The sequence below is a fragment of the Bdellovibrio sp. ArHS genome (genome assembly GCF_000786105.1).
GTDB lineage: Bacteria > Bdellovibrionota > Bdellovibrionia > Bdellovibrionales > Bdellovibrionaceae > Bdellovibrio.
Window position 1 is genome coordinate 1 of record NZ_JTEV01000017.1, and the last position, 13,302, is coordinate 13,302.

Sequence of the window (13,302 nt, forward strand, 5' to 3'; positions counted from 1 at the left end):
GCTGAGACATATATATCGCTGTCTCAGCAAAGAGTGTTCAGGGTTAAGGCACAATAGAAATCAAAAGCAACCAAGGTCCGGTCCGAGGATCAGACTTGGTATTGAGCGGCAGCACCAGGCAAGTGGTGCAGTTTATTCCGTTTTCTGCTCTTCGCGTTTTTTATCAAAATAGTCTTGGCGGTTGCTTTCAGTGCGGTCGGTTTGCAATTGCGCCTTTGCTTTGCCAATTTCTTGGGGCGATTTTCCTTCGCGAATTTTCGTCTCTAAATCATATTTGCGGTTTTCAACACGGTCATGCGCCTCTTTTTTGGCTTCTTCGCTGGGTACCTGCTGCGGTGGCTTCGGCAGTTTAGAGGCGTTGACGGGTTTCTGTTTGGGGCGCGAAAGCTGCTGTGCCATCGTTGCGTGCCCCAAAAAAGCTAGAGACATTGCGAGTAAGATCTTTGTAAGACGCATGATTTCCCCTTTTTATTTTCATTTTTCTCTGTGGATTCCGCGGCGGCAAAGTGTATTAAAACAAAGCCATCTAGAGGGCCCTGCGCGAATTAGGCGGGGATGGCGGTCTTAGATTTGTTGTGCATTGCTTCTTTCTTGAAACACGCTCTAAAGACATGTTACGAGGCTCTTAAATTTTCGCCAGAGGAGTATTCATGAGAAATCTAATCGTCGCTATCGCAGGCTTTATGCTTCCTTCATTGGGTTTTGCTTGGTGGGTTCCGCAAATGCAATTCCAAGTCACTCCTCAATGGGCTGCAGTTCAAGTGTATAACTACACAGGCGTCAATGCCTTCTGCCAAGGGCAAGTATTTGGCCTTACACAAACGGGTGTGTGGATGAATTCTTGGTTTCAAGTGTGGGTTCCCGCAGGCGGCTTCCAGTACGCCTACGTTTATGCGAATGGTCCGTACTACTTCGTAAATGCCACAGCCAATGTTCAATGTCAGTAAACTGGCAGTAGGGAGCCGTCTCAGGCTCCCTCTCTTTTAAGCCCACCTGGCCCCCCATAAAGACGAATAGTTATGAACCAATAATCAGTTTTGCGGCCCTCTTCTTTTTTGCAACCCTCTGCATAAAACGCGTGCATTTGCGTTGATTCACTTTCCGGCGTCTTTCAGACTTAGAGGCAGGGGGAACTATGATGAAGCTTATCGTTTTTATGTCTTTAATTTTCACGACGGCCATGGCTTCGGCCAGCGACGTCACAGCGTTGGTCGCCGACTCAGAAAAACAACAGGATCAGTATTACAGCTATAACTTTGGCTCTACTTGGGTGAATAGCCGTATGTACGCGGACTTTTCTTTGACGGCGGGCGAGCAGCAAATTGATCTTCAAGGTGTTTCTATTCGTGGGCAGGCTTTCGATGCAACGACGAACTGCCCAAGAGTTTTGCCTCCGCGCCAGACTTGTTGGACTCGCGTTTTCTTCTGGCCCGCATTCGAAGGCCATTACTATGGCGATTTGATGTTCTATCTTAAGAACAGCACAATCTATGTTCGCCTTTACGGATGGGCCCACAGATAACAAAAAAGGGAGCGGCAAGCTCCCTTTTTTTTATGGAACTATAAATGGAAAGGCTTCTTCCTCTGCGGCCTTTTCTTCACCCGTCAGAGGACAGCGTAAGACCGGCGTATACACCGGAAATACACCTTGCAGCTTGGATTCATAAAGCACGATTTCATTGACATGTATTTTCCCGAAGCTTTTTCTTTTAAACGGAGAAATCATATCTTTCACACTGCGGGGATTGCGAAGGCGCCCGAAGGTCAGGTGAGGCTTGAATTCACGTGCATCCGGATGATCCAGCAGACCGCGCTCTAAAAGAAGATCATCTAGGGCATATTTAAATTCACCTAAATATCTTTTGTTCTGAACACCCAACCATAAAACGCGGGCGTCGTGTTCATTGGAAAAGGCGCCCATATCTTCGATCTTAAGATCAAAGGGCGTAAACTGAGCACAGACTTCGCGCAGGGTCTCTGCCAGCGCGGGCAGTCTTTCTTCAGGCTGCTCGCCCAAAAAGCTGACGGTGATATGGAAGTTATCAACGGGCACCCACTTCACATTGATTTCGCGCCGATCGGCGTTGATTTTCAATTTTTTGTAAGTGGGTAGGAAGGATTCGGAAAGAGGATCCGTGGCATTAAGAGCGAAGAACAGTCTTCTATTCATAAAAAGCCCCCTAAGATCATTATCAGGATCTTAGGGGCGCTTGTCATTTATTCTTTGGTTTAATTAGTAAAGAAAGAACAACGGAACCACCGATAAAGAAGGCAATAATGCCTAAGGACCAAAGAATCGGGAAGTGACCGTCAAAGAGTTTGTTCAGCCATACCATCTTTAGGCCAACGAAAATAAGGACTAAGGCTAGACCATACTTCAACAGATGGAATTTATCGACAACCCCGGCTAGGAGGAAATAAAGCGAACGCAAGCCCAGGATGGCGAAGATATTCGAAGTGAAGACCAACAAAGGTTCATTGGTAATCGCAAAAATAGCGGGTACTGAATCGACCGCAAAAATAATGTCCGTCGCTTCCAGAAAGATCAAGGCGACAAATAAAGGAGTCGCATAACGAATACCATTTTCGATAACGAAGAAACGGTCTTCATGCATACGCTCGTGAATGCGAACGTATTTTCTCATGAATTTGATAAGCCAGTTTTGAGTGGGATCTATTTCCCGCTCGGGTTGAATCATCATTTTTAAACCGGTGATAATCAGGAAGACACCGAAGACCATAACAACCGTTTGGTACTGCATAAGCACAGAGCCCAGGGCGATAAATATCGCACGGAAGATCAAGGCGCCCAGAATTCCATAAAAAAGAACACGGTGTTGGTATTTGGGAGGAACTCCAAAGAATCCGAAAACCACCACAAAGACGAAGATATTATCAATCGAGAGCGACTTTTCGATAACATAACCGGTCAGAAACTGCAGGGCGACGTCCTTGGCGGTCGTGGGATCGGGAAACTTATTAAGCGCGTAAAAGTACAGGCCGGCGTTGAACAGCAAGGCTAAGCTGACCCAAACGATAGACCAAATCGTGGCTTCTCTGAAACCCACGGTATGAGAATGTTTATGAAATACTCCAAGGTCCAAGGCAAGCATCGCCAAAACGAAAGCGATAAATCCAGCGTAAAACCACCAATAGTCTGCAAAAGGGAACAAAAGAATCTGTGTCACAAAAAAGGCCTCCGGACTCAGAGTATAAGGGCTTTCCCAAATTATAAAAAATCGATAATCTTTAACAAGTTATTTGATTTTAACGAAGAGGTCTCATGCCTGTAAAAGTAGCAAACCAAATGCAGTGGCTTAATTATCACCATCTCCACTATTTCTACACAATAGCAAAAGAGGGAAGTATCGCAAAGGCTGCCGAAAAACTGAAGATGGGTCAACCTTCGTTAAGCACGCAGCTTCGGCAACTGGAAGAGTCATTGGGCAAAAATCTTTTTGAACGACGCAAACAAAGACTGCATCTGACAGAGGCCGGTAAGCTGGCTTTTGAATATGCGGATCAAGTTTTTCGTTTGGGTGCGGAAATGGTCGAAGCCTTGCATGACCGCCTTCAGAACAACCGTGTGCATGTGCAGATCGGCGCACTGGACAGCGTGCCTAAGCACATTCTTTTGGAAATTATTTTGCAAGCCCATCAACAGGGTAACTGTTCAGTGTCAGTTGTCGAAGGTGGGGGCGGAGAACTGTTGCGCGAACTCAGCGCCCATCAGATTGATTTGCTTTTGGCCAATTACCCACCCAACGTCGATACGCAAAGTATTCATGCTCGCGCCATTGCTAAATTGGACGTTGTGGTTTGTGCTTCCGAAAAATTTAAGCATCTGAAAAAAGATTTTCCACGATCGTTGGAGGGACAGCCCTTCGTTTTTCCGACGGTGCACAGCAAACTCCGTCGTGATTTAGATCACTATTTTAAAGTCAATAGTATCTGGGTAGACCGAATTGCCGAAACTCAAGATACCAGCTTGCAAAAGCTGCTGGGGCAGGAAGGCGTGGGGTTGATACCGATCTCGTTGATGGCCGCTGATGAGCTTATCAAAGAAAAAAAGTTGGTGGTTTTAGGTAAACTTAAAGGAGTGACGGAAGAAATCTGGTTGGCTTCGGCCGACCGGAAAATCAGTAATCCGGTGGCCGCGAAACTTATGAAAAGTTTTACCTTATAAATTATGGCAAAGAGCCGCTAGCACCTTCATCGCTTCGGCTGCCTCTGGCACAACGATTTCGCCTTCACGGCTTGTGGCATTGGTAATACGAATCTTCATGCGTCCACACGAAGTCGAAGTGATGTCTTTCATGTAGATCAAATTGATGTAGTTGTCGTATTCAGTCAGGCTGCGATATTCTTCGAAGGCGGGATCGTCTTCCGGTGTCGTAGCCACGTCGGGAATCTCGATCGTATTTAAACGTTGGAAAAGGAACTGTTTAAATGTTTCCAGGTCGCGCAGGCGAAGAGCGGGATTTTCCTGGCGCTGCAGGTGAACGATAAGGTTATCAGCCGCCTGTACGGTGATAGAGTCGGTAAAAGCCAAAACGGACTGGGACGTCAGTAAACAAATCATCAGAATTAATTTACGCATGATCCACCTCCAGCGTTCTTTTCGATATCGTTAAGAGTTTTTGTGATTGCGGGGAAATAAGAGGACGTTTCTTTGCGTCGCGCGGAACTTTTATTCGCGCTGGCTGGAAACTTTTGCATGTACTGTTGCATCTGATTGATAAACTCGTCAGCATTCGTCACGGGACGATTGCGGTAATAGGTATTCAGAAGGGTTTTGGCAGGCGTCCACGTTCCCGCCGGGCCGGTGTTGTGGGACCAAACCATAAGTGCGCGTTTGACTTTATTCATATCAAATTCAGAAAGACGAAATTTCGCGCGATAATTTTTGTTATTAAAAATCATTGTGTTCATGTCTTTCTTAACACCCTTTAGATACGCGTAGGTGTAAATCATGTTCGTCACGGGGTTGCCCTTTTTCAAAGAGATCCGATCGCAGGCATAACTTTTTTGCGGACGGATCGGATTCATGGAATCCAAGAACTCTAGGGATAACTTTGAACAGACGCGGTTCGGGTTGCTTTCTAAAGAGATGCGCACCTCATTAAGTTCATTCATGTTGACGTCTTGGATTGCCGGTTGGGTGAACTGACCGATGCCACCGGCCCCGGTTCCACTCATAGCGTTGACGTGAAAGCCAGACTCAACATTGATCAAAGCATAAACGGCACGGATATCCAGCTTTTGCATTTCTTCGCTTTCACCTGGAGCAATAAAGTCCTTCATACATGAACTAACAACATCAAAACTGTTGTTCACAAGTTTAAAATAGTTTTCAGAGATACAAGGGCGGAATGTTTGCGAAAGGGTGCCCGCTGCTGAACATTGGCGGAAAGATTTGCTGCTAGCGGAAAACTTCGCCTCCATTGACATGCGCATGCAAGTCGGCTTGATGATCGAATTTGCACGAACCGGAGATCGGGTCAGGGTCGAAAGCAAAGAACTCCCTTGGGTTGTTTGTTGGAGCTCTTTTTCCAAATAGTCATTCTGACGGTTGCACTGATTGTAACGCAGGTTTGTGACTTGCTGTTCGCAATCGGGACAATTTCGATTGGCCACGTTGTTCACATTGCCCATAATGTTTTGCACGTTTTTCGCCTTATCGATTTGATCCAGAGCGTGCTCAATAATCGGAGCTGCTGGTTCATCAATATTGAAAGGCACGGACAGGCCTTTTTCGCTCGAAGCCAGATCGGATGTTGAAAAAACAGGGGATCCTAGACTCCAACCTGCGGTGAAACACAGGTTCAACAGCAACAATTTATATAATAGTGGCGTGCCAGTTTTCATCAGCAGGTCTCCTTAGGGTTGTACCCAGCAAGAGCTCTGCCAAGCAGGCGCCAGTGATTTCAACAAATTACACTCTTTGTACGTGTCTCAATTTGAGACTCTGTAAGAACGATGCCCAAACGGTCATGACTCCGTCCAAGGCTTAGACACTTGCACAACGGGCTCATCGCATCTCGCCGATGGTCCAGTTAGGAAACCGAAGAAAGTTTCCGAAGAAGCAGGAATGGGGGAATTCCTAATGAAAAAGTGCTTACTTCTCGGCTCTGCATTTCTGACGCTGACAGCCTGTCAGAGTCCCTTTTTTAAATCGAACGACATCGCTTCCTATAGACGTCCCGCGAACACAGAAGAACTTCTGAGCGGAAGTCAAAAGGTGTTGAGCGATTTAAACAATCCACAAATTTTCAATCCGAAAACCTGTGCGACTTTTGTGAATCAGGTGACGGACTATCTTTTCTATCTTCCGTCTGACCATTTCGTTCCGAAAACGCCTGCGGAAGTGGAACAATTGAAAGCCCGCGGCAGTGAAGCCATGGATACCATTTTCCAGATCCGGGTTGTGCTGCACGATAAGCTGCAACAGTTTGATTCTCGGAATGAGCTTTCCAAAGAATGTATTACGGAGATCCGCGAAGGCTTTCAGTACGCTCGCTTCGCAGAAGAGTATCTTTTAGAGTGGTTGCATAACCAAAAAGTTTTTAAGTTTGAAAAAACACCGATCTTGGTGAATTCAAAACCCAGCACATGGACTAATCCACGCTTCGCAGACTTTAAATTGAAAAGTGGGGATGTAATGCTCATCCGTGGTAAGTCGCATGTTTCGGCAATGATCGCGCGCATCGGCGATGAGGAAGGCAATTTTTCTCACTTGGCTTTGGTGGGCGAAGATAAAAACGGCAAACTTTTCGTCGTGGAATCTTTGATTCAATATGGCGTTATTGTAACGCCTTTGGAGCAGTGGAGAAAAGCGGAAGACGCCCGTGTGGCGTTGTACCGACAACCTGACGAAGCCTTAGGTAAAGCAGCCGCGCGAAAAATGTACGATATTGCCAAAGAGGCCTTAGACAAGAAAAAAGGTATTCGCTATGACTTCGCGATGGATGATGATGACTATTCTTCCATTTTTTGTTCCGAAGTGATCCGGATGGCATATGACAGAGCCTCTAATGGTCAGTTCATGGTGCCCAAGTATCGCAGTGGCGCCACGAAGTTTAAAAACACCGACTACCTAAAGAATATGGGTGTGGCAAAAACGTCTTTGTTTGCGCCTTACGATATTGAAGTGGACCCGCGTTTTGATTTCGTTGCGGAATATCGCTGGTATCCTCTGCTTCGACAAGTTCGTGCGCAGGATGCGGTTCTTCAGAGCGTCTACGATTGGATGATTGACAAGGGTTATGAGTATCACTGGGCGCCTCAACACTCCGTGAAGTCCTATTTTGCCAAATTCGTACGCCAATTTGGTGTGGCGGCAGATACTCTTCCTAAATACATGCCGTTGGGAAGTATTAAAACCAACGTGCAATTTGAAGCAGTCGCAAAAACACTGGAAAAGAATTTGTATGCCAAAGAGGCTGAGTTCTATAAGAAAAATGGATATCTTCCGTCATTCCAGGACATGATGGCGATGAATGAAGAATATCGTTATCAGGATTGCATGAAGGAGAAAGCCTTCAAAGAGTCCGGCAGATTCCCTAATGACAGGGATATTGGGGCTTCTGTGGACTCCTCAAATTTTCATTTCTTTTTCTACAATAAGTCGAAGGACTGTAAATAAAAAAAAGGGAGCGTAAGCTCCCTTTTTCATTTCTGAAGAATCACTTTTAGACAGATCTCAAACATACTTGCCATTGCTTCATTCCCATTTGGAATTCCAGCTTGGCAATTTCCATCTCACGTTTGATCTCGGCCAGTTTCAGATCATAAGCCTCTTTCAGTTCCTCGCGTTTACGAGCGGCGTCGACCTTAAATTGTTCGTAGTCTTCACGAAGCTTTTTCATCTTGTTCTGCGCTTCCAGAATTTTTTCTCTCATCGCCTGCAGTTTGTCTTCCGCAAAACCATGTTGGGTCAGCTCAGCGGCTTCCGCTTGTAAGCGAGCCTTCAAGATTTCAGCGTTGGAAATCTGACGCAACTTAGTCGCAAGACCCATGAAGTTCAGGGACTTGATCACCCATTTAGTAGGGTCCCACTGGTACCACTTGATGCCATTTCGATAATCGATTTGAAACTTGTGATGGAAGTTATGGTAGCCCTCACCGTGGGTCAGAATCGCAACAAACCAAGAGTCCCGAGCGGAAATCTCTTTCGAATACGTCTGTTTACCTAGAGTGTGGCACAGGGAATTGACGAAGAAGGTACTTTGCTGAGTCAAAGCAATGCGTAGGCCGCCAGCGATAACAAAACCACCTAAAGCCGATCCCATCGCCCAGCCAATCAGCGTAGGTACTGCAAAGCCCATGAAGATCGCTAATGGCACATAATATTTATGTTGAAATTGGACCATCCAGTCTTTTTCCAGATCCGGGGCGTGAATCTTTTGATCAACAGAATCTTTGAAAAATAGCCAGCCCATGTGGGCATACCAAAAACCATTGTTGATATTGTAAGGATCTTTTTCTCCATCAATATGCGTGTGATGACGGCGATGATCCGAAGACCATTTCAAAGCAGAACCTTGAAAGCCGGACGCGCCCACCAAAAGAAATAGAGCTTTTGCAACGGGATGCGCATCATAACTTTTGTGTGAAAACAAACGATGATAGCCCGCCGTAATACTTAGATTTGTCGCGGCAGCGAAGATCAAAGCAAATAAAAGAATATCTAACTGAAAGCCATAAAAATAAAAATAAATTGGCGTAAGAATCAACGTGGCCAGAGGATTCAATACCAGGAATAAAGCTACTGGCCATTCAATACGTTTTTTTGTCATGAGCACCTCACAGATACAAGTCTAACAGAGGTGTGTAGATTTCGACACTTAAATAGAAAAGCCAAGGATAATTTTAGCGTAAGTTCCACTCATATTAATATCTTGCGTGGCTGCGTTACCCGTTGCATCGGTGGCACCGTCCCAGCGAAAATCAAGGTAGCCTACTTCAGCTCCGACGACAAAGCCTGTCAGCTTAACGCCGCCCTCTAGGCCAAGGCTGTATGATTTGACGGAATCACTAGAAAAATCTGCTTTTAAGACGCCACCTTCTTCTGTCTTGAGACGAGTCGAGTGTGACAGTCCCCAAGAAAAAATGGGGCCCAAAAAGAACAAATTATCAATGGGGCGCCAATTAAATAGCAGCGCGGTTCTTGTGTAATCCATTTTATATTCAGCGGCACCGTTGGCTGTGAAACTCAAATTTTCATAGCGCAATCCTATGCCGGGAATAAGCGGAAAAGGAAGCGTCAAAACGCCATCAACGCCAAGACCATAAGAGGCCGTCACCGAAGGAGCTGCCGAGCCACAAGAGGGACAAAGAGGGTCGAGCGCAGGATTGTTGGCAAGGAGTCCGTAGGTCACACGAGTTTCAAAAAGTGCCTGGGCCGAAAGAGACGTAAACAGACCCAACACAAACAATAAAAATGCGGACGCCAACTTATTCCATTTCATAAACGCTCTCCTGAAACTATCGATTTCATAAGTTTACTTGGTGCCGACGGGTAGACTCAAATTCCTGGTGAAAATAAGACCTTCGTCGCACTCTCTTTTATGAGGGAATCTGATAAATTTGGAGGATGTTTATCGACGTTGTACGACCGGAAGCTTGGGAAGAACTAAATGATCAAGTCAAAACGGCCTTAGGGTTGGACCCCAAGTCACGTGCACGTTGTTTTTCTGGTATTGCCGCCGCGGTTTTTGAAATTTCGCAAAGTACAGCGCAGTTCATGTCTCACAAAAAAGCCATCGGCGTGATTTTGGGGCAGACTTCTGCTTTCGAAGGATTGTTGCCTTACTATTACAAAGAAACTTACGAGGTGGCCGCACTTTCGCATTTGCAACTGCACGATGTTAAGGGCTGGGTGGATGCTTTGAAGAAGGACACCAACTTCGTGCTTTTCGCTGAAGACCATCCAGTGACTGGTGAAGTTTATCCATTCGCCGAGGAATTGGATAAATTGCTCAATGAAAAACGCATTTTCTCGTTCCGGGTTTCTCATGCCCATCATCACCACCAAAGTTTTTCTGTTCGTCCTTACACGGTCCGGTTGTGTTCGTACTCGCCGACAGCGGCGGTGGCAGTTACGGGTGAGCGTTTTCGCTCTCCCGCCATGGTGGCGCAAAACATGAGTTGGGATAATACGGATTTTCTAAAGCAGATCTCGGATTCTCGTGGGTTGCACCAAAACAATCCTTTATTAGTCGAAAAGTTTGAAAAGGAAATGTCGCCTACGGCATCCTTGTATTTTGCCGCAGGGACTTCGCGTCTTTACGACCGCGCCGTGATCAGTTTTCACGATGTCAGTGCCGAAGCCGTTGCGGAAAATCTTTTTAAAAAAATCGGCCTGACCTCGCACGAAGGATGGCAGCAGTTGGCCAGCACAAACATGTGCCATTGGTCAGCCATTAAAATGTTCCGGCATTGGTGGGAGCCGACGCCGACCCAGGATCAGCTGCGGGGCCTGTTGATTGTAGGATTGAATCTTTTGAATACAAAAGACTTTGCCAAGCTAATGATATCTTCGTATGAAGAGGTAAAAGCACAGCAAAGTTGGGATGTGTGACGCAAGGTAAAGACCGCTTTATCATTCTTAGAAAAATCAAATATTCGGAAGCCGATTTGATTCTGCACGCCTTGTCGCCGGTGGGGGAAAAGCTGTCATTCATCGCTCGAGGCGCGCTGAAAAGTAAAAAGCGTTTTGGTGGGGGCGTCTTAGAACCCACGCATTTCGTCAGTTTCACTTATAAGCAAGCGGAACAGGGACAATTGAATGTTCTTCAGGAAGCGACCTTGTTGAACGATTTTCCCGGACTGCGCCAGGATTATGATCGATTGGAACTGGCACTTCATATGATTGATTGTGTAAGCAAGGTCAGTCAGGAAGGCGACAAGTCCTCTGAATTTCTTTTCAATTTACTGGGGAATGCGTTGAAGACAGCAGAGATCGCCAAAGACCCTCTGGTTTTAAAAATGCATTTCTATATTAAGTTTCTTTTGCAGCAAGGGGTCGTCAATGCAGAGCCCTGGATGGCGCCTTTCTTTAAAGCCAATCTGGCAGAGACCGACAGACTTCTGACCTATCGTGAACTTGTTGATGAAGAACTTCGCAATGTCGAAGCTATGATCCGTCACTATCTTGAGCATGCAACGCTTTAGTTATTTGCGTTTGCCTAAAGGATGCATGCTTTCCATGGTTCTCGCTAATTGATCAATGCCCAGATGCGTGTACTTTTCGGTGGCCTGCAGACTCTCATGACCTAAAAGCTCTTGCAGGGTTCGCAGGTTAGCGCCACTTGAAAGAAGATGAGTGGCAAAACTATGGCGAAGAGCATGAGGGTGCAACGGTTTCAGAAGGCCGGCTCGCTGGCCGCTGATTTTTACCATGTCATAAGCGGTGCGGGGATTTAGGGGCTCTTCGCCAAAAACAAATTCGCTAAAACCACTTTGCTTTTTCCATGCTTGTAAAGCTTGAATGGTCAATGAGGGCAGGGCGATCACTCGTTCCTTGGAGCCTTTTCCCGTTACGCGAAGAACTTTCTGTGAAGTGAAAACCTGGGCCCATTTGAGCTGACACGCTTCACTCACCCGCAGGCCTCCACCATAAAGCAACAAGAAGAGTACTTTCTCTTTTAGTGAAGCTTCGGCGCCGGTATTAAAACTTTTAAGAACAGCCAAAGCTTCATCCACACTCAGGAAATGCGGAATTTTTTTGGGAACTCGAGGACAGGTGATTTGCAGTGAAAGGTCTCGTTCTGTAAGACCCTCGGCAAAGGCCCAGGAAAAAAAGCTCTTCAGGGTGGCCGCTTTGCGATTGCGGGAGGCTAAAGAAAGGTGAGCCCACTGATTGAATGCGCCCCGAGCAGTTGCCAGGAGTTCAGCCTCCGACAAAGAAGATGAGGATTTTTCGTAATTAAAAGCCTGCCTCAGATCTAAACTATAGTGTTTGATGGTTAACGGCGAAGCTGACTTCACAAAAGTCATGAATTTCAAATATTTATCAATGTTTTCGGCCAACTTAAACGGCTGTCCCATGATGCTGAAATCCTATTGGTTGAAGCCTGCGCCCTAAAAAAAATCTAACGCCATGCAAAATTTTACTTGCAAAACTTACACGACCAAAGTTATAACTCAATGCGTTGCTGCGGTGTATCAGAACGAGATATTCAATCTGAGACACCCACCCAGATTTTTAAGTACGTTACCGAAAGGTGGAACCCATGAACGATAACAACTCTACGATCTTGCCCTCTTCTCAGAATGCAAATCAAGTGATGTGGAATACAAATACAACTTCCAAAGTTTTGGAAAACAAGACTATCGTCTACCAATCTGAGGTGATGGGAAGCTTGATGAAGATGATCGACCGCGTGGCGCCTTCAACGGCGAACATCTTGGTTCTTGGTGAGTCTGGAACAGGGAAGGAACTTATCGCTCGTTCTATCCACGATCGTTCTAATCGTAAAAACAAAGCTTTCGTAGCAATCAACTGCGGTGCTCTTCGCGAGACTCTTCTTGAGTCAGAACTTTTCGGTCATGAAAAAGGATCATTCACGGGCGCTTATACTCGTAAAATCGGTTTGGCTGAAGCGGCCAACGGCGGAACGTTGTTCCTGGATGAAATCGGTGAGTTGGATCCTGCTATCCAGGCAAAACTTCTGCGCTTCATCCAAGAAGGTGAAATCTATCGTGTGGGTGGTAAAGACCCTATCAAAGTTGATATCCGTTTGATCTGTGCAACGAACAGAGAATTGGATCAAGAGGTAATCAAAGGCAATTTCCGTGAAGACTTGTTCTATCGTATCAATACGATCGTGGTTAGTGCTCCGCCTCTTCGTCGTCGTAAAGAAGACATCCCGGCGTTGATCAACCACTTCTTGAACAACTCGCAACATGCCTATCTGAACCGTGGTCGTTCTGTGAATGAAGAAGCGATGAAAGCTTTGGTTCGTTATGACTGGCCGGGAAATATTCGTGAACTTCAAAACGTGTGCGAAAGACTGCAGATCCTTTCTGATGGCCACATGATTATGTTGAACGATATTCCCGAGAATATCCGCAACGGCGAGGCTGAAAAGGACGTGATCGAGTACGATCCTGGTATGACTTTACACGATCTAGAGAAGCGTTATATCTTAAAAGCTCTAGCGCACTTTGGCGGTAATAAAACTCAAGCGGCCAACAACTTGGGTATTACGATCAAAACTCTTTATAACAAACTTCATGAGTACGGCGAGTTTGAAAAATTCGCGGTTCACACGAAGCCCATGAAATAAGAATTAAATA

15 protein-coding genes are annotated in these 13,302 nt (G+C 45.9%); 7 read left to right on the forward strand and 8 right to left on the reverse strand.

The window, feature by feature from the left end; genetic code table 11:
• Positions 1–132 precede the first annotated feature (132 nt).
• Positions 133–429, reverse strand: a complete 297-nt coding sequence (locus tag OM95_RS09940; protein ID WP_291516058.1) for a hypothetical protein — start codon at positions 427–429, stop codon at positions 133–135.
• A gap of 221 nt (positions 430–650) precedes the next feature.
• Between OM95_RS09940 and OM95_RS09945 the strand changes: the two genes are divergently transcribed.
• Positions 651–947: a hypothetical protein gene (locus OM95_RS09945; RefSeq protein WP_041873211.1), complete on the forward strand. Its 297-nt coding sequence runs from the start codon at positions 651–653 to the stop codon at positions 945–947.
• Between the two features lie 188 nt (positions 948–1,135).
• The gene (locus OM95_RS09950; protein ID WP_291516060.1) at positions 1,136–1,522 is read left to right on the forward strand and encodes a hypothetical protein; all 387 of its coding nucleotides are present in this window, start codon (positions 1,136–1,138) and stop codon (positions 1,520–1,522) included.
• A 30-nt stretch (positions 1,523–1,552) separates the two neighbouring features.
• Here OM95_RS09950 and thpR read toward each other — a convergent pair whose 3' ends face one another.
• Entirely contained in the window at positions 1,553–2,170 is a 618-nt protein-coding gene (gene thpR, locus OM95_RS09955) for an RNA 2',3'-cyclic phosphodiesterase (RefSeq protein ID WP_291516062.1), read from the reverse strand.
• A gap of 43 nt (positions 2,171–2,213) precedes the next feature.
• Positions 2,214–3,188: a TerC family protein gene (locus OM95_RS09960; protein ID WP_291516064.1), complete on the reverse strand. Its 975-nt coding sequence runs from the start codon at positions 3,186–3,188 to the stop codon at positions 2,214–2,216.
• Positions 3,189–3,283: 95 nt separating this feature from the next.
• Between OM95_RS09960 and OM95_RS09965 the strand changes: the two genes are divergently transcribed.
• Positions 3,284–4,186, forward strand: a complete 903-nt coding sequence (locus OM95_RS09965) for a LysR family transcriptional regulator (RefSeq protein WP_041873214.1) — start codon at positions 3,284–3,286, stop codon at positions 4,184–4,186.
• Here OM95_RS09965 and OM95_RS09970 read toward each other — a convergent pair.
• Both OM95_RS09970 and OM95_RS09975 read right to left on the reverse strand, forming a co-directional pair.
• Positions 4,181–4,600, reverse strand: a complete 420-nt coding sequence (locus tag OM95_RS09970) for a hypothetical protein (protein WP_291516067.1) — start codon at positions 4,598–4,600, stop codon at positions 4,181–4,183. The two genes, OM95_RS09965 and OM95_RS09970, sit on opposite strands and share 6 nt — an antisense overlap.
• Positions 4,588–5,868: a transglycosylase SLT domain-containing protein gene (locus OM95_RS09975; RefSeq protein WP_041873216.1), complete on the reverse strand. Its 1,281-nt coding sequence runs from the start codon at positions 5,866–5,868 to the stop codon at positions 4,588–4,590. Before OM95_RS09975 ends, OM95_RS09970 begins: the two co-directional genes overlap by 13 nt.
• A 238-nt stretch (positions 5,869–6,106) precedes the next feature.
• Here OM95_RS09975 and OM95_RS09980 point away from each other — a divergent pair, with 238 nt between their 5' ends.
• Positions 6,107–7,645: a YiiX/YebB-like N1pC/P60 family cysteine hydrolase gene (locus OM95_RS09980; RefSeq protein ID WP_041873217.1), complete on the forward strand. Its 1,539-nt coding sequence runs from the start codon at positions 6,107–6,109 to the stop codon at positions 7,643–7,645.
• A 46-nt stretch (positions 7,646–7,691) separates the two neighbouring features.
• Here OM95_RS09980 and OM95_RS09985 read toward each other — a convergent pair whose 3' ends face one another.
• Both OM95_RS09985 and OM95_RS09990 read right to left on the reverse strand, forming a co-directional pair.
• On the reverse strand, positions 7,692–8,798 hold the full coding sequence (locus tag OM95_RS09985; protein WP_041873219.1) for a fatty acid desaturase: 1,107 nt from the start codon (positions 8,796–8,798) through the stop codon (positions 7,692–7,694).
• Positions 8,799–8,846: 48 nt separating this feature from the next.
• On the reverse strand, positions 8,847–9,470 hold the full coding sequence (locus OM95_RS09990) for a hypothetical protein (RefSeq protein WP_041873220.1): 624 nt from the start codon (positions 9,468–9,470) through the stop codon (positions 8,847–8,849).
• 125 nt (positions 9,471–9,595) lie between these two features.
• Here OM95_RS09990 and OM95_RS09995 point away from each other — a divergent pair, with 125 nt between their 5' ends.
• Both OM95_RS09995 and recO read left to right on the forward strand, forming a co-directional pair.
• Complete coding sequence (locus OM95_RS09995; protein WP_041873222.1) at positions 9,596–10,582, forward strand: hypothetical protein; 987 nt, start codon at positions 9,596–9,598, stop codon at positions 10,580–10,582.
• Complete coding sequence (gene recO, locus OM95_RS10000) at positions 10,579–11,175, forward strand: DNA repair protein RecO (protein ID WP_041873223.1); 597 nt, start codon at positions 10,579–10,581, stop codon at positions 11,173–11,175. Before OM95_RS09995 ends, recO begins: the two co-directional genes overlap by 4 nt.
• Here recO and OM95_RS10005 read toward each other — a convergent pair whose 3' ends face one another.
• On the reverse strand, positions 11,176–12,051 hold the full coding sequence (locus OM95_RS10005; RefSeq protein WP_041873224.1) for a tyrosine-type recombinase/integrase: 876 nt from the start codon (positions 12,049–12,051) through the stop codon (positions 11,176–11,178).
• A gap of 185 nt (positions 12,052–12,236) precedes the next feature.
• On the opposite strand from OM95_RS10005, the gene OM95_RS10010 reads away from it, so the two are divergent.
• A complete protein-coding gene (locus OM95_RS10010) occupies positions 12,237–13,292 on the forward strand; it encodes a sigma-54 dependent transcriptional regulator (RefSeq protein WP_041873225.1) in 1,056 nt (351 codons plus the stop codon).
• Positions 13,293–13,302: the final 10 nt, after the last annotated feature.

Excerpts from the sequence above, each read along its gene's own strand:
- OM95_RS09940 (WP_291516058.1), bottom strand. The coding sequence starts at position 429 with ATGTCTCTAGCTTTTTTGGGGCACGCAACGATGGCACAGCAGCTTTCG.
- OM95_RS10005 (WP_041873224.1), bottom strand. The coding sequence starts at position 12,051 with ATGGGACAGCCGTTTAAGTTGGCCGAAAACATTGATAAATATTTGAAA.
- OM95_RS09945 (WP_041873211.1), top strand. The coding sequence starts at position 651 with ATGAGAAATCTAATCGTCGCTATCGCAGGCTTTATGCTTCCTTCATTG.
- OM95_RS09970 (WP_291516067.1), bottom strand. The coding sequence starts at position 4,600 with ATGCGTAAATTAATTCTGATGATTTGTTTACTGACGTCCCAGTCCGTT.
- OM95_RS10010 (WP_041873225.1), top strand. The coding sequence starts at position 12,237 with ATGAACGATAACAACTCTACGATCTTGCCCTCTTCTCAGAATGCAAAT.
- OM95_RS09975 (WP_041873216.1), bottom strand. The coding sequence starts at position 5,868 with ATGAAAACTGGCACGCCACTATTATATAAATTGTTGCTGTTGAACCTG.
- OM95_RS09965 (WP_041873214.1), top strand. The coding sequence starts at position 3,284 with ATGCCTGTAAAAGTAGCAAACCAAATGCAGTGGCTTAATTATCACCAT.
- thpR (WP_291516062.1), bottom strand. The coding sequence starts at position 2,170 with ATGAATAGAAGACTGTTCTTCGCTCTTAATGCCACGGATCCTCTTTCC.
- OM95_RS09995 (WP_041873222.1), top strand. The coding sequence starts at position 9,596 with ATGTTTATCGACGTTGTACGACCGGAAGCTTGGGAAGAACTAAATGAT.
- OM95_RS09985 (WP_041873219.1), bottom strand. The coding sequence starts at position 8,798 with ATGACAAAAAAACGTATTGAATGGCCAGTAGCTTTATTCCTGGTATTG.
- OM95_RS09950 (WP_291516060.1), top strand. The coding sequence starts at position 1,136 with ATGATGAAGCTTATCGTTTTTATGTCTTTAATTTTCACGACGGCCATG.
- OM95_RS09980 (WP_041873217.1), top strand. The coding sequence starts at position 6,107 with ATGAAAAAGTGCTTACTTCTCGGCTCTGCATTTCTGACGCTGACAGCC.
- OM95_RS09990 (WP_041873220.1), bottom strand. The coding sequence starts at position 9,470 with ATGAAATGGAATAAGTTGGCGTCCGCATTTTTATTGTTTGTGTTGGGT.